General features: G+C 47.5%; 21 protein-coding genes and 1 tRNA gene. 16 read left to right on the top strand and 6 right to left on the bottom strand.

Annotated features, from left to right (window positions below; genetic code table 11):
• The first annotated feature begins 21 nt into the window (after positions 1–21).
• From rapZ to AC3WTP_RS14330, 9 genes are all read left to right on the top strand, one after another.
• A complete protein-coding gene (gene rapZ, locus AC3WTP_RS14370; RefSeq protein ID WP_492395306.1) occupies positions 22–915 on the top strand; it encodes an RNase adapter RapZ in 894 nt (297 codons plus the stop codon).
• A gap of 20 nt (positions 916–935) precedes the next feature.
• Positions 936–1,922: a gluconeogenesis factor YvcK family protein gene (locus tag AC3WTP_RS14365; RefSeq protein WP_492395305.1), complete on the top strand. Its 987-nt coding sequence runs from the start codon at positions 936–938 to the stop codon at positions 1,920–1,922.
• Between the two features lie 4 nt (positions 1,923–1,926).
• The gene (gene whiA, locus AC3WTP_RS14360; RefSeq protein ID WP_492395304.1) at positions 1,927–2,859 is read left to right on the top strand and encodes a DNA-binding protein WhiA; all 933 of its coding nucleotides are present in this window, start codon (positions 1,927–1,929) and stop codon (positions 2,857–2,859) included.
• Positions 2,860–2,977: 118 nt separating this feature from the next.
• Complete coding sequence (locus tag AC3WTP_RS14355) at positions 2,978–3,244, top strand: HPr family phosphocarrier protein (protein ID WP_492395303.1); 267 nt, start codon at positions 2,978–2,980, stop codon at positions 3,242–3,244.
• 382 nt (positions 3,245–3,626) lie between these two features.
• Complete coding sequence (locus AC3WTP_RS14350; protein WP_458570600.1) at positions 3,627–3,827, top strand: cold-shock protein; 201 nt, start codon at positions 3,627–3,629, stop codon at positions 3,825–3,827.
• 167 nt (positions 3,828–3,994) lie between these two features.
• Positions 3,995–4,981, top strand: coding sequence for a helix-turn-helix transcriptional regulator (locus AC3WTP_RS14345; protein WP_492395302.1), 987 nt, complete (start codon positions 3,995–3,997; stop codon positions 4,979–4,981).
• 31 nt (positions 4,982–5,012) lie between these two features.
• On the top strand, positions 5,013–5,687 hold the full coding sequence (locus AC3WTP_RS14340) for an AlkZ-related protein (RefSeq protein WP_492395301.1): 675 nt from the start codon (positions 5,013–5,015) through the stop codon (positions 5,685–5,687).
• A 163-nt stretch (positions 5,688–5,850) separates the two neighbouring features.
• A complete protein-coding gene (locus AC3WTP_RS14335; protein ID WP_492395300.1) occupies positions 5,851–6,351 on the top strand; it encodes an RNA polymerase sigma factor in 501 nt (166 codons plus the stop codon).
• A gap of 3 nt (positions 6,352–6,354) precedes the next feature.
• The gene (locus tag AC3WTP_RS14330; RefSeq protein ID WP_492395299.1) at positions 6,355–8,349 is read left to right on the top strand and encodes a hypothetical protein; all 1,995 of its coding nucleotides are present in this window, start codon (positions 6,355–6,357) and stop codon (positions 8,347–8,349) included.
• 803 nt (positions 8,350–9,152) lie between these two features.
• Here AC3WTP_RS14330 and AC3WTP_RS14325 read toward each other — a convergent pair.
• Positions 9,153–10,316, bottom strand: coding sequence for an acyltransferase (locus tag AC3WTP_RS14325; protein WP_492395298.1), 1,164 nt, complete (start codon positions 10,314–10,316; stop codon positions 9,153–9,155).
• 329 nt (positions 10,317–10,645) lie between these two features.
• Between AC3WTP_RS14325 and AC3WTP_RS14320 the strand changes: the two genes are divergently transcribed.
• From AC3WTP_RS14320 to AC3WTP_RS14300, 5 genes are all read left to right on the top strand, one after another.
• Positions 10,646–11,401, top strand: a complete 756-nt coding sequence (locus tag AC3WTP_RS14320; protein ID WP_492395297.1) for an SIMPL domain-containing protein — start codon at positions 10,646–10,648, stop codon at positions 11,399–11,401.
• A 331-nt stretch (positions 11,402–11,732) separates the two neighbouring features.
• The gene (locus AC3WTP_RS14315; RefSeq protein WP_492395296.1) at positions 11,733–12,704 is read left to right on the top strand and encodes an ABC transporter ATP-binding protein; all 972 of its coding nucleotides are present in this window, start codon (positions 11,733–11,735) and stop codon (positions 12,702–12,704) included.
• Positions 12,701–13,555, top strand: a complete 855-nt coding sequence (locus AC3WTP_RS14310) for an ABC transporter permease (protein WP_492395295.1) — start codon at positions 12,701–12,703, stop codon at positions 13,553–13,555. Before AC3WTP_RS14315 ends, AC3WTP_RS14310 begins: the two co-directional genes overlap by 4 nt.
• Positions 13,552–14,367 (top strand): ABC transporter permease, encoded by an 816-nt coding sequence (locus AC3WTP_RS14305; RefSeq protein ID WP_492395294.1) that lies wholly within the window; start codon positions 13,552–13,554, stop codon positions 14,365–14,367. The genes AC3WTP_RS14310 and AC3WTP_RS14305 overlap by 4 nt, the downstream gene beginning before the upstream one ends.
• A gap of 32 nt (positions 14,368–14,399) precedes the next feature.
• On the top strand, positions 14,400–15,440 hold the full coding sequence (locus AC3WTP_RS14300; RefSeq protein WP_492395293.1) for an ABC transporter substrate-binding protein: 1,041 nt from the start codon (positions 14,400–14,402) through the stop codon (positions 15,438–15,440).
• A gap of 861 nt (positions 15,441–16,301) precedes the next feature.
• Here AC3WTP_RS14300 and clpP read toward each other — a convergent pair.
• From clpP to AC3WTP_RS14275, 5 genes are all read right to left on the bottom strand, one after another.
• Complete coding sequence (gene clpP / locus AC3WTP_RS14295; RefSeq protein ID WP_492395292.1) at positions 16,302–16,892, bottom strand: ATP-dependent Clp endopeptidase proteolytic subunit ClpP; 591 nt, start codon at positions 16,890–16,892, stop codon at positions 16,302–16,304.
• Between the two features lie 269 nt (positions 16,893–17,161).
• Positions 17,162–17,236: transfer RNA gene (locus AC3WTP_RS14290), tRNA-Arg, on the bottom strand.
• A 109-nt stretch (positions 17,237–17,345) separates the two neighbouring features.
• Positions 17,346–17,660 (bottom strand): DMT family transporter, encoded by a 315-nt coding sequence (locus AC3WTP_RS14285; RefSeq protein WP_492395291.1) that lies wholly within the window; start codon positions 17,658–17,660, stop codon positions 17,346–17,348.
• Positions 17,661–17,662: 2 nt separating this feature from the next.
• Positions 17,663–17,983: a DMT family transporter gene (locus tag AC3WTP_RS14280; RefSeq protein WP_492395290.1), complete on the bottom strand. Its 321-nt coding sequence runs from the start codon at positions 17,981–17,983 to the stop codon at positions 17,663–17,665.
• A 65-nt stretch (positions 17,984–18,048) separates the two neighbouring features.
• The gene (locus tag AC3WTP_RS14275; protein WP_492395289.1) at positions 18,049–18,654 is read right to left on the bottom strand and encodes a TetR/AcrR family transcriptional regulator; all 606 of its coding nucleotides are present in this window, start codon (positions 18,652–18,654) and stop codon (positions 18,049–18,051) included.
• A gap of 414 nt (positions 18,655–19,068) precedes the next feature.
• Between AC3WTP_RS14275 and AC3WTP_RS14270 the strand changes: the two genes are divergently transcribed.
• A complete protein-coding gene (locus AC3WTP_RS14270) occupies positions 19,069–20,124 on the top strand; it encodes a sugar-binding transcriptional regulator (protein ID WP_492395288.1) in 1,056 nt (351 codons plus the stop codon).
• A gap of 38 nt (positions 20,125–20,162) precedes the next feature.
• Complete coding sequence (gene gap / locus AC3WTP_RS14265) at positions 20,163–21,167, top strand: type I glyceraldehyde-3-phosphate dehydrogenase (protein ID WP_492395287.1); 1,005 nt, start codon at positions 20,163–20,165, stop codon at positions 21,165–21,167.
• The last annotated feature ends 39 nt before the right edge of the window (positions 21,168–21,206 follow it).

The raw sequence follows: 21,206 nt of genomic DNA, 5'->3' as shown, positions 1-21,206 counted from the left end.
CTAAAGAGAGGACGAACGAGCATGGAATTGACGGAAACCACTGCCCTAGCCAAGTTAGTTATCATAACCGGAATGTCTGGTGCGGGCAAGACAATAGCCGTCCAGAGCTTAGAAGACTTAGGCTTCTTCTGTGTGGACAATCTTCCGCCTGTGCTGATTCCGAAGTTTGCTGAGCTTATTGAACAGTCTAAGGGCAAGATTGGCAAAGTAGCGCTTGTTATTGATCTGCGAGGTCGTGAGTTTTTCACAGCCTTGTCAGAATCGTTGAGCTATATTAGAGATCATTTTACAATTAGCTGTGAAATTCTATTCTTGGATGCTACAGATGGCGTATTGGTGCAGCGATATAAGGAAAGTCGCCGCCGTCATCCGCTAACGCCGGATGGCATGCCGCTGGATGGCATTAAGATGGAACGCAAGCTGTTGGAAGATTTGAAGGGCATGGCCTCCCAAGTGATTGATACGAGCAGCCTGAAGCCCGCGCAATTGAAAGAACGCATTATTTCTCGGTTTATGCAGGCGAACCAGAACCTGATGTCGATCAATGTAACATCTTTCGGCTTCAAGTATGGAGTGCCTATCGACGCAGACCTTATATTTGATGTGCGTTTTCTGCCTAATCCGCATTATGTCGACTCCTTGCGACCGCGAACAGGTCAAGATGCGGAAGTATATGACTATGTGATGAAATGGCCGGAGACTCAGCAATTTTTATCTAAATTATTGGATATGCTCAATTATTTAATACCGCAGTATCATAAAGAAGGTAAGAGTCAATTGGTTATCGGCATTGGATGTACGGGCGGCAAACACCGCTCTGTTGCTATTGCTGAATACATCGGTCGAATGATAGGCTCAAGTGATACGGAAAATGTGCGCGTCAGCCACCGCGATGCGGAGCGAGATCGCCACTGATGAGAGGATTTGAGGACCCCATGGTACGTAAAATGAAGGATATGGAGCGTCCGCGCATCGTGGTTATGGGAGGCGGAACCGGATTGTCGGTGATGCTGCGAGGCTTGAAAGAGAAGCCGCTGGATATTACCGCAATTGTGACGGTTGCAGATGATGGGGGTAGCTCAGGCATTCTTCGTAGTGAATTGCAGATGCCGCCTCCTGGTGACATTCGCAGTGTGCTGACGGCGCTCGCTGACGTGGAGCCCTCGCTCTCTGAAATGCTTAAATATCGTTTTCAGTCCGGCACGGGCTTGGCGGGCCACAGCTTAGGCAATTTGATTCTAGCTGCAATGACCGACATTACGGGTGATTTCGTCTCTGGTATACGCGAATTGAGCCGAGTATTAGCGGTTAGAGGACGTGTGCTGCCGGCTGCTGATCAAGCGGTTGTGTTGAAGGCCGAGATGATTGACGGTACGATTGTAACTGGGGAATCCAACATTCCCAAGTACGGGGAGCGTATTAAGCGAGTATTCATGGAACCGGATGATGTGGAAGCTTTGCCGGAGGCTGTCGAGGCTTTGCGTGAAGCGGATGCGATTCTGATCGGTCCTGGGAGCTTATATACGAGCATTATTCCAACTCTGCTGGTGAAAGAACTGGCGGATGCAGTAGTACAATCGAATGCGGTAAAGCTATTTGTATGTAATGTGATGACCCAACCTGGAGAAACTGATAATTATACAGTTGGGGACCATCTAGATGCTATACATCTTCATATAGGCCATCAGTTGTTTGACTATGTCATTGTGAATGATGGTGAGATCCCGCCTCAAGTACAAGATAAGTATGCGGAAAAGGGCGCTAAAGCGGTACATCTGGATCTTGAAGAGGTAACGAACCGAGGGTACAAGGTTATAGCTGATTCATTGGTGCTATTCCGCACGTACTTGCGTCATGACGCAGATAAATTAAGTCATCATATCTACCACCTGGTAGAGGATTGGATGTTACGAAAGAGGTGAGGACATGTCTTTTGCGGCACAAACGAAAAAAGAACTAACGATGGTCGAATCGGACTCGTGCTGTGAAAAGGCAGAATTGTCTGCGCTTCTGCGGATGAACGGATCGGTGCAGCTCTCCTCGAACCGCAAAGTGATCTTGGACATTTCGACGGAGAATGCCGCGATTGCTCGCCGTATGTATACACTGGTGAAAAAGTATTTTCAAGTTCACACAGAATTGCTGGTACGGAAGAAGATGCGATTGAAGAAGAACAATGTGTATATTGTGCGCATACCTAATTCTGTACAAGAAGTATTAAGCGATCTTCACATCGTATCTGAAGGTTTTTTGTTCACGGATGGAATAGAACCAGCCTCGATCGCTAATAATTGCTGTAAGCGCGCTTATTTGCGTGGAGCATTTCTTGCTGGAGGGTCTGTTAACAACCCCGAAGGGTCTTCTTACCATCTGGAGATCTCCTCGATGTATGAGGAGCACTGCAAGGCGCTTGCCGACCTCGCGAATGAGTTCGATCTCAACGCGCGTTGTATCGAACGCAAGAAAGGCTTTGTGTTCTATATTAAGGAAGGCGAGAAGATTATTGAGTTTCTCAATATTATCGGCGCCCACCAGGCACTATTTAAATTCGAAGATGTCCGCATCATGCGGGACATGCGCAACTCTGTGAATCGAATCGTAAACTGCGAAACGGCTAACCTCAATAAGACGATTGGGGCTGCGGTTAGACAGATTGATAATATAAAGCTGATTGAAAAAGAGCTCGGGTTGGACAGTCTGCCGGATAAGCTTAGGGAAGTGGCGCAGATTCGACTTGCCCATCCGGATATGAACCTGAAGGAAGTGGGCGAGATGCTCGCAGGAAAAGTGAGCAAATCGGGTGTAAATCATCGTCTGCGCAAGCTAGATGAACTGGCGGAGAGAATTCGGAACACCTGATACTTTTCTGCTAGTTTAAAATAGGTTATAATGCTATAATGTGATAAAATGAACCTAACCGACGTATTATATGGTATCACCGATGAATAATGGATTAAATATAGGGGGTATGATTCGCATGGCTCAACAAGAAGTTGTCGTACGTCTGAAGACAGGTCTGCATGCTCGACCAGCAGCACTGTTCGTTCAAGAGGCAAACAAATATTCCTCGGATATCTTCGTGGAGAAGGAAGATAAGAAGGTAAACGCGAAGAGCATTATGGGAATTATGAGTCTCGCAATCAGCTCAGGAACGTCAATTGGGATAGCTGCTGAAGGTGCGGACGCAGAACAGGCTGTAAGCGCTTTAGTTACGCTGGTCAGCAAGGAAGAATTGGAAAACTAATTTACCGCATACTAACGAGGCACTCGGCCCGCGAAGATGTGATCAAAGGGACCCTTCCCAGGGTTCCTTTTTACAATAAGAATGTCCGATATTCGTGGTTTGTTTCCATTTGATGTATAAAAATGGGAGCAATTTGTTAATAATATGAGCATATGCTAATAGAAGATCGATTCGATTTATACAATTTTTTGGATTATATAATTATTCCTCTTGTGTTTCAGCATTATATTTGGTATGGTTAACTCAACATTAAATGAAACCTTGATTCACATATTGAAAAGGGTAATCATTAGTGCTATGGAACCTTTTTCAATATGTGAATTTTTATTTTGTTTAATGAAATAAGAACAAACATGTAAAACATTATTTGGAGGTAACACACATGCAAACAGGTACAGTTAAATGGTTCAACGCTGACAAAGGATTCGGCTTCATCGAAGTTGAAGGCGGCAACGATGTATTCGTACACTTCTCCGCAATCACTGGCGACGGATTCAAAACTTTGGACGAAGGCCAACGCGTTGAGTTCAATATCGTACAAGGCAACCGCGGCCCACAAGCTGAGAACGTTGTTAAACTGTAATTAAAACACTTCGGTGTTAAAGAAGTTGCCCCGCATATGCGGGGCAGCTTTTTTTTGTGCCTTTTTGTATGTATATATACCTCAAATTTCGGATTGGTTGGTGACATATAAGCTGTCACCAATAGCATGGTATACTGCACGTATAACGAGGAGATAGAGGTGCAGTCATGAAACGCGGCAATCGCTTGACGGCAATTGTGATGGCGCTCCAGCAGCGCGCGGAGACAGCGGTTTCTCTCGCAGCTAAGCTTGAAGTATCGAAGCGCACGATCATGCGGGACATGCAGGCGCTGAGCGAGATGGGTGTCCCGCTGTACGCTGTCAGCGGGCCATCAGGCGGCTATCGCCTGATGGAGGGGTATAAGCTGCCTCCGCTTGGTTTGACGGAAGCGGAGGCGCTTACAGTGCTTGTCGCGTTGAATGGCATGACGCGACTGGCAGATTCACCGTTCAATACGGAACGGTGGACGGTCATTGACAAGGTCAGGCACGGATTGTCGCCTGACCTGCAGCTCCAGCTCGAGCCGCTGCTCAGCAAGCTGGAGCTGTCCATACCCGAGCGCCGCTACCGCACTCCGCATCTGATGCAGATGCTGGAGGCGGCAGCCGAGGGGCGCGCGCTGCGCGTGCGGTACCGTTCGCAGCGGCACGAACGGTCGCTGCTGCTTCAGCCAGAGCGGCTGCATAGCGCGCACGGCTTCTGGTACTGCGAGGCGTACTCGCCTGAGCATGGCGAGGTACGCACGTTCCGCGTCGATCGGTGCGACGCGGTGGAGGGTGTGAGCGGTCCGGATGAGGACCGCGTCAAGAGCGAGGCCGCGCGCTGGCGTGACGAGCAGCGGCGGCAGGCGGCGTCCGGCGCAGGGCGCGCCGTGCCGGGGCGGATACACATACGCGCACGGCTGAACTATCGCGGCATGCTGCGGGTCGAGCAGGACGAGCATATTGGCGAGTCGCTCTGTCAGCTCGGCGAAGACGTATGGGAGGCGGACTTCGAGCTGCCACCCACGGAGTACGAGTGGGTCGTGCGCTTCATGTACAGCTTAGGAACGGATGCTGAGGTGTTAGAGCCTGCGGCGCTGCGTGAAGCTATACGAGACATGGCGAGACGGGTTGTGGAGCAATACAACAATGAATTGGATACTACACATTGATGTTCATTTCACTGGGAGGTTGGCTCAAGTCATGAATCAATTGATCCATACTTATGATGAAGCTGTAGACGTGGTTAAGAAGATGGGGATACTGCCACTTACCCCGCTAATTCCGAGTTATCCGTCACTGGAGAGCGTCACACCAAAGGAACAGTGGTATACGGATTCCGACCAAGATCCTTGGCGTTGGCGCGTGAGATTCGCAGTGGATGGCCATGCCGCCTACGGCAAGTTTATCAAGAAGAAGTCGGTGTTGATCTCGCGCGAGGTGCTTCCTTGGGTATATGCGCTGCTAAGCCCGAGCGGAACGATTGAGCAGCGCTATGCGAACGGCATGCTGTCTATGGAAGCGAAAGAGCTGTACGCCATTATCGCTGATGAGCCAGGCATTGAGACAAGGGCGCTGCGAGCTGCAGCGGGCTTGAAGGCGAAGGAGAAGAAGGGCGACTTCGATAAGGCGCTTCAGGAGCTGCAGGGGCATATGGATATCGTCATATCTGGTGTGAAGGAACGGCGCAATGCTGCGGGAGAAATAAACGGCTGGCGCAGCACTTCCTATGAGCCGACACAGGTATGGATGCAGGGAGCAGGGGTTGCTATTGAGCGAATCTCTCAGGATGTGGCCAGATTCAAGCTTAGAGAACATCTGACGAAAGTCAGCTCTGAAGAGGCGTTGAAGGTGTTTGTGAAGATATTTGCCTTATAATCGGGAATATATGGTTATATAAAAGGGAGGCCGGAGTGCCTCCCTTTTAGCTGTTTTTAGTAACTTTATGCTCAGATGGACTTTAATCGCAAATGTGCGGCTTACGGTGATATATTTTCCAAGATGAATCGTTTAATGGGGTGAAGGGAGAGGGAGGGAACCTATGAGATCGTTCCTGGAGATGTACGATGATTATTATGATGACGTATATCGTTATGTGCGCTTTCGAGTCGGGGATGTCTGGGATACGGACGATATCGTGAGTGATATATTTCGCAAGTCGTTTGAGTCTGCTCGGAAACAAGGCGGAACGGTTCCTGAGTACGATCGGGCCTGGCTGTTCACGATTGCCCGCAATCGCATCATCGATCATTATCGACAGAGGAAGGATGTTCCTTATGGACAAGATCCGGAAGCTGCGGGTTATGAGCACATCCCTGAGTTATGTACGGAGACAGGTGTGGTTTATGAGTGTCTGCAGAAGGCATTGGTAGCGCTTGCGCCTGAGGATCGGGAGTGTGTTCAGATGAAGTACATGCTTGATCTATCTTATGAAGAGATTAGCAGAGTTACTGGGAAGGACGGCTCGTGGCTGCGAACGCGTATGCAGCGGGTGCGGAGGAAGCTGTCAATCTGGATCGAGAAATGTGTGGGGGAGGTGTGAGCGATGGAGAAGCATCCGGATATTGAGAAGCAGCTGCGGGAGATGCATCAGAAGATTCCTGTCAATGACAAGCTGAAGGCTGAGCTGAGGAACGAATGGGTACAGGTCATGGAACGTGATGAGCAAGGGGAGGCGATGCTGCAGGCACGTGAAGCTCGGGAGGGGCGGACGGCTGGAGCCCGATGGAAGCAGTCGAGAATGTGGCGTTATGGCTTGAGTGCCGCGATGCTCGTACTCGTGACAGCAGCGGTCGTGCTGTGGAATAGCAGTGAGATAGCCACGCAGCGGGTGTTTGCGGCGGATCTGAAGGTAACCCCTGTATTTGACACCATTCAGCAGTTTGGTCTAGATCCGGCCTCATCTGCTGTGGCGGATGGCGATGTATTATATGTGTCAGTTCCTCAGAAGGGGATCTATAAGCAGGTGGGATTAAATGTTGAATTAATCGTGCCGGGCGTTGATATTGATTCGCTGACGATATCTCCGAATGGTAAGGAGTTAGCCTATGTGAAGGCTGGGGGATTGTACGTATATAATCTTGCTGAGCGAGAAGAGCGGCAGATTGGTGCTTCACGAGACTATATCGGAGAACTTGCGTGGTCTCCAAGCAACAGCAGGCTGTTGGCTGTTAGAGGGCAGTCTGTTAGTGCGAGTACTCATGTTAGTGCTAATGCTGATGCTATTACTCATGAGATCCGGGAGATTGATGTCGCATCTGGTGAAGAGCGGTTCCTGTTAGAGGGCAGTCACCCTGCGTACAAAGGCAGTGAGGATAGCATTCTTTATGAGCATGAAGGCAGCATATATGCTTGGGATGTGAAATCGCAGCAATCGACGTTGTTTACGGAAGGTACGCAGCCAGTAGTTTCATCTGACGGTAAATATGTTCTGTATGTGCTCGAAGAGGGGAACTTACGTATGCAGAACTTGTGGGTGGCTGATATCGATCTGCAGACGCGGCAGAGACTAAGCAGCAACTTCAGCTTGCCAGTGAGTAATGATTGGTCGTGGGACGATGTTGATCAGTATGCGGATGAACCGCAGCGACCGTACTTCACAGTGGAAAATGTAACATGGAGTGCGGACGGCCAAGAGATTATCTACTTCCAAGCAGCGTATGCTGACCCTAACCGCCGTCAGATGGTCCACCTGACGCTTGGTGACCATAAGCCGACTCAGCAGGATACGGTGGCGCATATGGCGGAGGCGCTTATCTACCGGGATGAGGCGTTGGCGCATCAGTATTTTAGTTTCAATCCGGGGTATATGAAAGGCACATCCCCTCGTCAAGTTGATTATCGAATCCATAAGGTCGAGATGGAAACGAACGGTCGGGCTGTGATCGAAGCGGATATGATGTACTCGTATCAGTATCCCTATTACCGAGTGGTGAGCAATCGATTCGTTTTATCTCGAGATCCGGAGCGAGGTTATCTGATTGATGAGATGGAGGAGATATCATCAATTGCAATGTCTCCGTGGGACGATGGGAATATTTATATAGATGAGGACGGGAATGAGGTTGGGTTAGTGCTAGCTTTTAACGCTGTTCCTGTTGACGAGGGCTGGAGGAACAAGGAATTCGCACAGCTGCTCTATGATACGTCCGATCAAGGGGAAGTTCTCTGGTTTATGATGAAGCAGGAAGGAACGGCAGGAGAGCGGTTGCGCCTGATGAAGGCGGACCTGAAGCAAGGGGCATTTGAAGCTTATGGATGGATTGACGGCGCGCTGCATTCTAATGTACTTTATCGTGATTCGGTTAGCGGCTATGCTGCGGCTGTAGTGCAGTTGGCGGATGGCAGCGACGATATTGTGCTCATCTCGACGACTGATGCTAACGCGCCAATCTTGACTATGCGTGAGATGCTTCAAGGTGAGCAGCCGAGCGAGCTGACGATCCGTCTATTCAAGGAAGGCAAACTGATCTTCGCTGGCGAGATCGGGGAGAGAGATGTATTTTACACGTATAACGTTGCGGAGCAGTCAGGTAAGTAATTTCCTCGTTATCTTCACTCCTGTGAGTGGTGGCGATGAGTGTTGTGGTGGGGAGTTTAGTGGTGTCTCTTCCGCAGGGTGTGGCTGGCCAGAATGGCTGCGAAAGCGATTTGGTTTTCATGACTACTAACATTTAGATTGCTGATTATATCTTTAGTCAGGTAAATTTATGGAATCGGACTTTTCGGGCACACTTTACTGCAATTTTTGTTGAGCATACAACAATAGCCTGCCAAGCGGACACAAGATCCTTTATTTTCAGTAAAAATCGGTATTTCTCCATGTTTGCGGACCGTGGTTCCGCTATTTGTGAACAATCGACGTATAACCGCCCATTTTGAAGCAAATAAGGGCTTCTGAGTCCGGTAAACTTCAAATATTCCGTTTTTATTGGAAATAGCGGCTCCTGTGTCCGTTTCCTCGTCGGAAGAATGAGTTTGTAGCAAAGCCAGCGCGCCGAAAGCGGTAAAAACCCCGTTACAGCACCCCCAAGAGTGCACACGAGAGTTGTAACGGGTAAAAACCGCGTTACCTCATTTGCGGAGTGGGTCGAGTCAGCTAGATTGGCTTCGAAAGCGGTAAAAACCCCGTTACAGCACTCCCAAGAGCGCACACGATCGCTGTAACGGGCAAAACCCGCGTTATCTCATCCGCGGATTGGTCCGATCCATCCGGAATTATGGATCCCCCGCCCCCTCCCTCGTTAACGTGTTCCTCGCTAACATGCTCGGAGCTCACATAAGCTCCAACTCACAAAAAAAGAGGGGCGCGCTGCCCCTCTCGATCACGAACCTTCGTATAAATTATCCCGATACCACGGTAGAATCCTCATCCTTAGCTGCCTTCTTGGAAGCGGCAGGCTTCGCGTTGGAGCCGAATAGCATCCATGACCACGAGAAGCGCGACAAGAGTCCTACGATGATCCAGGAGGCTGCTAGCGCTAGGACAAATCCGCCGATCACGAAGATCGGATACAGCACGGGTGATCCCCCATGCCAAGGAAACTTGCGATAGACGAGCAGGATCACAGGATGAAGCAAGTAAACCCCGAAGGATACTTCGCCCAGATGATTCAGCAGGTGTGTCCAAACCCCTTTGCCGCGACGGTGGATCAGTGAACTGATCTGAATGAGAATGAGGCATGATAACAAGCTGTGAATGTTAAACAGCGCTTCGTATCCCAGTGAGTTCATCATCCATATTCTAAGGTTGTACAAGTACCACACTTGAACATGTGCAAGCGCCATAACGAGCCAGCTGAGCCATAATGCGACGTTCCACCATTTATGAGCCTTGGTAGCGGCTGGGTTGAACAGCGATTGGAGCCAATTTTTGCATCGATCCCAGTTGATACCTATGTAGGATCCCAGCATCCAGAAGCTGACATAAGACAAGAATATGCTGCCTTTCTGTGGCACCTGCCATTCATATTTATTTAACAGAATGAACGCCCATTGAATAGCAAGACCGATAACGATGCTGTACTTCACAAATGTCTTAGAACGAGCAGCCATTAGATGAAGCGGGAAGAGTATGTAAAACTGTACGAGAACAAATATGTAATATAAGTGCGCATAAGCGGATCCTGTAAGCAGGTCCTCGACAAGGGCGCTAATCGTCTTTATGTTCAAATGAACACCGCCACGCATCACCTGGATCATAGCGAAGTAGCAGAGCGATGCGATAAGGTAAGGCACGAGTATGAACTTTAAGCGCTTGGTGTAAAAAGATAAGATGTTCGAACGTTTCAAGCCTTTATCCGCATAGTTGTAGAATAGGACGAATCCGGTTAAGAATATAAAGGATGGGACCGCGAATTTAGAAAAAATGTTGGCGAATACATACCCGTAATACATGCTGGAAAGCTGCATATTGGCCACGGCCTGTGACGTTGCATGAATCATCAGAACGGCTAGAATGGCAATCGCCCTGTAGAAAGATAGGTACTCTATCTTCTCTTTTCTCATGTAAATGAACAACCCCTTCTATAAGCTTAGAGCTATCTATGGTAAGTAAAACGAGGATACGGCACATATAAGTGCCAATCAGGACAAACTATGTATAAACCAGCGCCATCCTATATCATATAACGATGATGCGAGAATGTCGTTAAAAGTTCGACATAGACTGAGTATAAACCTGCAAAACTTACTAATTTTTTGATTGGGGTAATCGCACGTAGGGAAAGCGCCGCAAATAATTAAAATAAGACGCTCTAACCTGCAACATTTTCCAAATCAAGCCCGTCTAGTCATTAGTTAAATATTCCAATTGAATCGGTATCGGAGGGGTTCTCATGAAGAAAGGGTGGAAGCGCCCATTAGCGGCGGCAGTGCTGGGGGTTGCGCTTATATTCGGAGCAACTGGCGGGTTGGGCTGGAGCCAGCCTAGCGTAGTAGAAGCGGCAGGTGAAAGCATGCGTAATGTAGTTTCGGTTAATGGGATCGGAAGCTTGGAGCTGGATCCAGATATTGCATATGTGCATATGGGCGTCATGGCTAATGCTGAAACGGCAAGCAAGGCACAGGAGTTGAATGCGGCTGCATTCAATAAGGTGTATAAAGTGCTGACAGAGACATACGGCATTAACTCGAAGGATATCAAGACGACGGAATTCACTGTTCAGCCGCAGTATCAGTACAAGGAGAACCAAGAGCCGAAGGTTGTCAGTTATAACGCCGAGCATATGATCAAGGTAAATTATCGCGACATGAAGAAGCTTGGTGAGATGGTGGACGCGGCATCCAAGGCGGGGGCTAACCGCATTAACTCCATCAACTTTGATGTGGAAGATCAATCAAGTGCTGAGACTGCAGCATTAGAGCGGGCCGTTCAGCATGCGAAGAAGAAGGCGGAGGCGCTTGCGAAGGCTGGAGGACGTCAACTGGGCGCGGTGATCTCCATTACGGAAACGAGCTCTGATTATCGTCCGGTGCAGATGAACTATGACATGCTGGCTGCCAAGACGGAATCTAAGGCGATGGATTCAGCTCCACAAGCAGGACAAGTGCAGCTGCAGACGAGGGTGCAGATTGATTTCGAATTGAAGTAAGAACAGGTTAATGCGATAGTCTAACTTAAGCACCAATATATGAAATAAGCATGAAGGCTCCTGATGCGTCAACGTCGGGAGTCTTTTATTTTTAGCCAAAAATGCTTTAAATTAGGGGATAATTACCCTTTAGATGCTACAAATACATGAAATTCTAGCTAATTCATGTATGGATATGTCGAATTTACACAAAACTAGTTGTAAGAGCAGGCAAAACAATGTATATTGAATATGCAAAAAAATTATGCTGGGACGAGTAAGCCATACCAATGGATATGGCTTTTTTTAATGATATTGTATGACGTTGTCTACCGACGACGGGAAGGGGTTGATGTACATGATTGGTCTGGAGAATGTGGAAAAGCATTTTGCTGGGCACCCCGTTGTTCATCCCTTGTCTTTGACAATCGATGAGGGGGAGTTTTTAACGCTGCTCGGACCGAGCGGATGCGGAAAAACGACGATACTTCGCATGATTGCTGGATTTGAACAACCAACATCGGGTATTATTCGGCTCGATGGAGAAGATGTTACCCAATTGCCGCCGAACAAGCGGAATTTGAACCTGGTGTTTCAACATTATGCATTGTTCCCGCACATGACTGTGCAGGAAAACATTCAGTTTGGTCTGAAGATGAAGAAGATTCCGGCCGCTGAACAGAAAGAACGCATCGCTGAAGCGATCCGATTGACGCAGCTTACAGCGTTTGCGAACCGATACCCGCATCAATTATCCGGCGGTCAACAGCAGCGTGTAGCGATTGCTCGCGCCATCGCGAATAAACCGAAAGTACTGCTCCTTGACGAGCCGCTTGGCGCACTTGATTTGCAATTGAGGAAGAATCTGCAGGCAGAGCTGAAGCAGCTTCAGCGCAGTTTGGGAATTACATTCGTATATGTAACGCATGACCAAGAAGAAGCGATGATGATGTCCGATCGAATCGTTATTATGAATAACGGTCGTATTGAACAGGTCGGTTCTCCAAAAGTTATTTATGAACGCCCGGAGACGTTGTTTGCAGCTACGTTCATCGGTGAGAACAATATCTTCCATGAAGACAAGCTATTTTCTGTTCGTCCTGAGCGTGTACGCGTATTAACGGATATCGAAGATGCTCCAAGACGCGGTACGATTCAAGATATCGTTTATCTCGGCAATATTCATAAATTAATAGTTCATCTAGATCAAGAGCAAGTCAGTGTTACGAGCGTACTGGACTTTACAGATACGCGGGAATGGGCGATCGGCCAGCAAGTTAGACTGACTTGGGATCCACAGGATGAGGTGACGATCGGGTCATGAAGAAGCGCACATTAGGTATTGCCTCACCTGTCCTGTTGTGGTTTGGTTTCTTCCTAGTCATCCCGATGATTGCGGTGTTTGTCATCTCCTTCATGCAGCGTGACAACCTAGGAAACATCGTGTGGAACTTTACACTTGACAATTATGCGCGATTCTTTGATCCGCTGTATCTCGGTATTTTCTGGGATACGATCGTGTTGTCTATAGTAACGACAGTTGTGTGCTTATTGATCAGTTATCCGCTGGCGTATTACATTACTACAGTCGGTCCTAAGGCTCAGAAATTTTGGCTCATCGGCATAACGATCCCATTCTGGATCAATTTCCTCGTCCGTACGTATGCTTGGGTTATGATTCTGCGGACACAAGGATTCCTGAATTCCGGATTGATGAGCTTAGGAATTATCGATGAACCGCTGCAATTGCTCTATACGAAGGGCGCTGTACTGCTTGGTATGGTGTACACCTTCATTCCATATATGGTGCTGCCGATCTATGTTGCCTTGGAGCAGATGGATCGTCGCCTGCTGGAAGCGGCAAGCGACCTGGGCGCGTCAAGCTGGCGCTCCTTCTGGCACATCACGCTTCCTCAGACGAAGTCTGGTATTATGACTGGCTCGGTACTCGTGTTCGTTACGACGACCGGGATGTTTGTTGTCACCGATATTCTCGGCGGCGCAAAGTCACAGATGATCAGCAATGTTATTCAGAATCAGTTCCTAGGCGCACGAGACTGGCCCTTTGGTTCTGCGTTGTCGATCATCTTTGTTATCAGTTCGCTTATCATTATAGGATTATTCAACCGCGCCATGCGTTCTAAGTACGAAGCATCTAAGGAGGCGAGGTCATGAAGACAGCATCTAAACGGAAGAATCCGCTGTTATCCATTCACTCGTACCTGATGCTCGCCTTTATCTATGTGCCCATTCTGCTGGTCATTATCTTCTCATTTAATGATTCGAGAATGAGCACGGACTGGGAAGGCTTCACTTGGCACTGGTACGGCTCGTTGTTCCAGAATGACAATGTGCTGGAAGCGCTCAGTAACAGCTTGAGCATCGGATTCACTTCAACTATTATTTCGACAGTGCTTGGTACGTTGGCAGCATTAGCGCTGCGCAATATGAACAGCAAAGCGCGAGTCAGCTTCGGCGGTCTGATGTATCTGCCAATTGTTGTACCTGAGATCATTATGGGCTTGTCGCTGCTGATCCTGTTCAGCCAGCTTCATGTCCCGCTGGGTAAGCTGACGGTTATGATTGCGCATGTTACGTTCAGCACTTCATTCGTATATGTTATCGTATCTTCAAGATTGGAAAATATGGGTAAGCAATTGGAAGAGGCGGCCAGTGATCTCGGAGCGACAGCTTGGCAGACGTTCCGGTATGTCACGCTGCCGTCAATCTGGCCGGGCATTGCGGCTGGAGCGTTGATTGCGTTCACGCTCTCCATTGATGATTTCATCATCAGCTTCTTCGTAGCAGGTCCGAATTCGACGACTCTGCCGATCTATATTTACAGCTCAGTGAAGCGGGGGATCTCGCCTGAGATCAATGCGCTGTGTACCATTATGATTTTTGTCAGCATATTGCTGATTCTTCTGGCACAGTGGCTTCTAAACCGCGGTCAGGGGAATAAGCGCAGCTCCGTGCTGCCATTCTAATACTTTATTTTTTCTAGGAGAGGGGTAGTAAATTGAACAAAAAATGGTTTGCGGTCGTATTGGCCGGATTGTTGGCACTTACTGCGCTTACGGGTTGCGGTGAGAAGAAAGAAACACTGAATTTGTATAGTTGGGTTGACAACTTCGATCCGGACATGATTAAGAAGTTCGAAGAGGAGTATAACGTCAAGGTTAACTATTCTTATTTTGCTAACAATGAAGAGTTGCTGGCTAAGATTAAGGCTGGCGGTTCGGATTATGATCTAATCCAACCTTCGGATTATATGGTTTCTAGTATGATTAAGCAGGATCTTCTTGAGCCGCTTAATATGAACAATATTCCGAATTTCCAATACGTTGCAGACACGTTTAAGGACCCTGCATATGATCCAGGCAATAAATACTCCATTACTTACACATCAGGCGTTACCGGCATTGCGTACAACACGAAGTACGTGAAGGAAGAGATCGACAGCTGGGCTGATCTGTGGGATGAAAAATATAAAGGTAAAGTGCTGCTTCTAGACGACAACCGTGAAATCATCGGTATGGCGCTGAAGAAAGCAGGCAAGTCTAACAGCTCCAACAGCGAAGAGGATATTCTAGCTGCTGTAGAAGATCTGAAGAAGCTTGTGCCTAACGTGCTTGCGTTCGATACGGACAGCATCAAGCAGAAGATGATGCAGGAAGAGGGCTGGATCGGCACTGTGTGGTCCGGTGATGCGGCATTTATCGCTGCTGAGAATCCAGATGTGAAGTTCGTTGTGCCTAAAGAGGGCGCTACGATCTGGTCGGACAACTACGCGATTCCAAAGGGCGCGAAGAACAAAGACCTTGCTGAGAAGTTCATCAATTTCATGCTGGACCCAGAGAACAGCGCGAAGAACTACGAAGCGATCGGATACAGCAACCCTGTAACGGAAGCGAAGAAGTATCAAAGTGAAAAATACAATAGCAACACAATGATTAACTTGTCTGAGGAAGAGCTCTCCCGCACGGAGTGGCTCCTTGACGTAGGTGACAAGATTCAATTGTACGACCGTCTCTGGACCGAGTTGAAGAGCGGACGTTAAGCCTTAATCATACGTGAAGCGAATAAATAATCCCTTGCTTAGAGCCTGGTCATGAGGTTCTGGACAAGGGATTTTTGTTTTTTGCTACTTATAGCTTGTCAGTCTTTATGAAATTTTAAGGTTCAATTCAGTTTGATTTAATGTAAGGGCGTTATTCTAATAGTGGACCGAATGACAGATGACGATTTTCAAGGGAGGGTTGCCGCGCTAGTTCATATCCTTGAGTAGTGGGATTTGATCCGATGATCAAGGGATCCGTTTTATCTTTCTCATGGTTTACAGTTTACCCCTAGAACATATATTGACCGCATCGTCTCGTGAAACGATGCGGTCCTTTTTTTTTGTATTGGTTATGTTTGATCAACAATGTTGTATCAAGTACAACATAATGAGCTGTTCATGATCTAATCCCATCGTATTGTTGTACAGAATACAACAATGTCTAGCAATTAAGCATGAGATGAGGGGATTGAGGGTATTTTGTTGTATAACGTACAACAATATTCCTATTATCGTGGATCATTGTAAGTATTGTTGTATTCCGTACAACATTAATTGTTAGTCCTGCAATTCACTGAGATGACGGTGGAGGTACGGCTTCGGGATGATAATACGGCATTTGTAAATGAGCTTAGTAAAATAGAAGGCGTGCAGGACGTGTCCTTAGTCAATTATTCTGGGGATTATGCGCAATAACTGAATGACGAAAAAGCAAAGGGTTGTCCCTAAAGTCATGAAAATGACTTAGGGACAACCCTTGTGTTAACTAGGGGGAGCCGCTGCTATGAAAAATCCCTCCTGAGTATAACGGTTTGGAGTTAATTCCAAACTATACACTTAAGAGGGATCATATCAAGCTAACTAAATCTGCATCGTCTTTTCCAGCACTTTATCAACAAGACCATAGGCTTGCGCTTCATATGCTGTCATAAAGTTGTCGCGGTCTGTATCTTTCTCAATACGCTCCAACGGCTGACCTGTGCGCTCGGACAAGATCTGGTTCAACTTATCGCGCATCTTCAGGATGCGGCGAGCGCGAATCTCGATGTCGCTTGCTTGACCTTCTGCTCCGCCAAGCGGCTGATGAATCATAACTTCGCTGTTAGGCAGCGCGAAACGCTTGCCCTTCGCGCCGGCATTCAGCAGGAACGCGCCCATCGAAGCAGCCATACCGACACAGATCGTAGAAACGTCTGGTTTAATGTGCTGCATCGTATCGAATATCGCCATGCCCGCTGTAATTGAGCCGCCAGGGCTGTTAATGTAAAGATGAATGTCCTTCTCCGGGTCATCTGCTGCTAAGAACAGAAGCTGAGCAATGATGGAGTTAGCTACTACATCGTTGACCGGTGTTCCCAAGAAGATGATGCGATCCTTTAATAGACGAGAATAAATATCGTAGGCACGTTCGCCGCGATTCGTCTGTTCGACAACCATAGGTATTACACTCACGAATACCCCTCCTCAGCTTCAATATAAACCATTAATGTGACCCTTAAACGGTTGAACATTAGAAACATTTCCTCTAAGAGCCATAATCCTATAATAACGAAAATGAAGGTAAAAGTCAAAGATAGTCAAACTCTAGTTTGTCCTTAAAAATGAAAAAAACACCTCTAATCTTCTCCCTATGCGTGAGGAGAGGATCGAGATGCTTTCGATCATAGTAGCCTTCAATATTCATACGTTAACTTCATTATCAGGCATCAACGAGAATGGTATGGCGCGCCCGCAAGGAATCGAACCTTGATCTCAGGCTCCGGAGGCCTACGTCATATCCATTGGACCACGGGCGCTTACAACATCCTTCTTACAAAAATGATGCATTTTTAATTATAGTGGAATCATGCTAAAAGTGCAACCGTTAACTTTTTATGGAAGGATGCCATTAATGAAGTGTATTCTTTATGTCGTTAACTTGAGTCCGATAATGCCCGTTACGATACAGAGCAGAAACATGATCTGAGTGCGGTTGTATTTCTCCTTGAACCAGAACATGCTTACTAATGTAATGCCGACTGCACCGACTCCAGCCCATACCGCATAAGCGACGCCTGCAGGAATAACCAGCATGGCCTGCGTAAGGCAGAAGAAGGATAGAACAAGACCCAGAGTCATCACGATCAACGGCGTCTTTCTCTTGAATCCATCTATATATTTCATGGCGATAACGGATATGATTTCTTCAAGACCTGCGAGAATTAATAAGAACCATTCCATAATTAAGCTTCCTCCTTATCCTTTGTTGACAGCTTCATGCCAATGATGCCGATAAGCAGAAGAATCAAGAAAGCGATCTGAGGTAGGGAATAAGGCTCCCCGAGCATGACACCCATAACATAGGTGCCTATCGTACCAATCCCGACGAACACCGTGTACGCGATCGCGACAGGCAGCTTCTTATAAGTCTGAATCAGCAAGACATAGCTGATGGTGATCAATGCGAATATTCCAACCCATTCCATGGGTGTTGAAGCGTACTTTAGCCCTGTTGCCCATACAATCTCAAGCGCTGCGGCTATAAGAACTAGAATCCAAGCCAAAATCATCTTCCTCCATTCATGTTGTTTCACTAGTCTGCAGCGGATGAAGATTAAAAACGATAAACTTATACGGTTCGAATCACGCCTAACGAACGTTCCATTGCTTGCAGCAGTGTTTCCTTAATGATGTTAATGTCCTCTTTTGATTTACCTTGAGGGATGTCTACAAAATGTGCAGTCTCTGCCGAAACCTCTACCATGTTGATGAGCATGCGCACCATATAAGGAATAGGGTAGTTTACTTCAATTTCCCCTTGGTCCAACGCTTGCTGAACTTGTTCTCGGAACCAGGTGTAGTACGGTTCATAGATCTCCTCCCATCGTGGGAAGGAATGATGATAAGCGAGTCCGGAATAGCACAGCAAGATAACTTCCTTAAAGACCGCGTTCATCTCAAAGGTTGCATTTATAACCGCACGCAGCTTGTCCGACAACTTGGATAACCCAGCAGTGTCTTGCTGGATGCGGCTGAGCAGCTGCTGCAGGATATGGTCTGCTATGGCGGGAACGAGATCATTCTTTGTTGGGAAATAGAGATAGAATGTCCCTTGCGCTAATCCCGCGCGTTTGACGATACCGCTGACAGACGTTTGTTGAAACCCTCTTTCCATAATGAGCGACAGGGATGCTTGAAGCAGCGCTTCTCGTTTCACTTCTTGTTTAGGTTTCAATAAACAGTTCCCCCTCAAAAATGACTGACAGTCATTCATTTATATTCTAAGTCTATGCTTCTTACACGGTGATGTCAATTTCGGTTAATCATGACTAATCACGGTTAATCTTGATTATCGGTGATAGGCAAACCATACGGATGGATTTCCTCCGACATGCGCCTGCTTCCTTCATTAAATTTTCACAAGTTAAGGGTGGGTATGCACATTCCACATGCCAGCGGGATAACCCTGGAATCCCTTGTTGCAGCAGGGATGAATAAGTTTGGAGCTAATAGCCCATTCTAGATGCGGGATACTTGCAACTTGAAGGAAATTTAGGTAGAATAGTGGTGGGACATAAAATGTGACAGAGGGACATTTTGAGTCCAGTCATCATCTACACAGTTTCTGGGAGTGCAGGAGTGGAGAGAATTGCGTGAATGGTTAGAGATAAATAAACGTCTGCTGCCCGACCTATTGGAACTGTTAAAGAAACGCTATACAATTCTGTACCAGATCATGATGTCAGATATGATTGGTCGTCGAACATTGGCTGCATCCTTACAGATGACAGAGAGAGTATTGCGGGCCGAAACCGACTTGCTGAAAGCGCAAGGTCTCATCGAGACAGAGACCGCCGGTATGCGTATCAGCGAGGAAGGACGCAAGCTTGTCTTGCAGCTTGAACCGCTCATGCGGGAATTGCTTGGTACGCGTCACCTGGAAGAGGCTATTCGCGAGGCCTATGGGTTGAAGCAAGTCATCGTCGTTCCCGGCGATTCCGACCTCACCCCGGCAGTCAAGCAAGAATTGGGCGGAGCAGCATGCAATGTCCTCATTCGGTGCATAAGCAAAGATGATGTAATTGCTGTAACCGGCGGATCCACATTGGCCGCTGTAGCAGATCAACTAACGAACTCAGCACCCCATAAGGGGAATTGGTTCGTACCTGCAAGAGGCGGTTTAGGTGAGAGCTTGGAATATCAAGCGAACACGATTGCTTCTATGATGGCGAAGCGATACGGCGCACAGTATCGATTGCTGCATGTGCCGGATCTGATAAGCGAAGATGCGTATCAATCGCTGAAGCAAGAGCCTAACATTCAAGAGCTGTTGCGTGTCATTCGCGAAGCCAGAATCGTCATTCACGGCATTGGCGACGCGCTTATTATGGCGAGACGTCGCAAGGTCGATTCGAATACGATCGACTCCTTAAAGAGTGAAGGCGCAGTGGCCGAAGCATTCGGTTATTATTTTGACCGTGACGGGCATGTTGTACATACGATGCTCACATTGGGATTGCGTCTAGAAGACATATCCCGCACAGAGGTCGTGATCGCCGTTGCAGGCGGTAAGAGCAAGGCAGAATCCATCACCGCTGTATTGAAGGCTGGTCATGAGAGCATACTCGTGACAGACGAAGCCGCAGCGAATGAGATTGCCAGACTAAGTGGTCTCGACGTGCCTACAAGCCGTCTTGAGCAATAAATAACATTTCAAACACAAGGAAATGGGAGGAATCATCAATGGTTAAAGTTGGTATTAACGGTTTTGGACGTATCGGTCGTAACGTATTCCGTGCAGCATTGAACAACTCTGAGGTAGAAATCGTAGCAATTAACGATCTTACAGACGTTAAGACGCTCGCTCACCTGTTGAAATATGACACAACTCAAGGCACTCTTGATGCAACTGTAGAAGCTAAAGAAGGCGCTTTGATTGTTAACGGTAAAGAAGTTAAAGTATTCGCTGAGCGCAACCCAGAAAACCTTCCTTGGGGTTCTGTAGGCGTAGAAATCGTTGTTGAATCCACAGGTATCTTCACAGCGAAAGAAAAAGCACAACTTCATATGCGCGACACAGTTAAGAAAGTTATCATCTCCGCGCCAGCTTCTAACGAAGATATCACAATCGTTATGGGCGTTAACGAAGATAAATATGATGCTGCTAACCACAACATCATTTCCAATGCATCTTGCACAACAAACTGCTTGGCGCCATTCGCTAAAGTAATCAACGACAAGTTCGGTATCGTTAAAGGTATGATGACAACTGTTCACTCCTACACTAACGACCAAAGCGTACTTGACCTGCCGCATAAGGACCTTCGCCGTGCTCGTGCAGCAGCTGAAAGCATCATTCCTTCCACAACTGGTGCAGCTAAAGCAGTAGGTTTGGTTCTTCCAGAACTGAAAGGCTTGTTGAACGGTATGTCTATGCGCGTACCTACACCTAACGTTTCCGTAACTGACCTCGTTGTTGAACTGAAACAAAACGTTACAGTTGACGAAGTTAACGCAGCTCTTAAAGAAGCAGCTAACGGAGCTTTGAAAGGTATCATGAACTACTCCGAATTGCCGCTTGTATCCCGTGACTACAACGGTGACCCAGCATCTTCTACAATCGATTCCTTGTGCACTATGGTTGTAGGCGACAACATGCTGAAAGTAGTTTCCTGGTACGACAACGAGTGGGGCTACTCCAACCGCGTTGTTGACTTGGCAGCTTTCATCGCAGCTAAAGGCCTGTAATATCATAGCTTAAACAATCAAAGAGGGGACACCGCCGGA

It is taken from the genome of Paenibacillus sp. EB106-04-04-XG159 (assembly GCF_058791835.1).
Note: the sequence above shows the minus strand (reverse complement) of the source record. Positions and strands in the feature narration are given on the sequence as shown.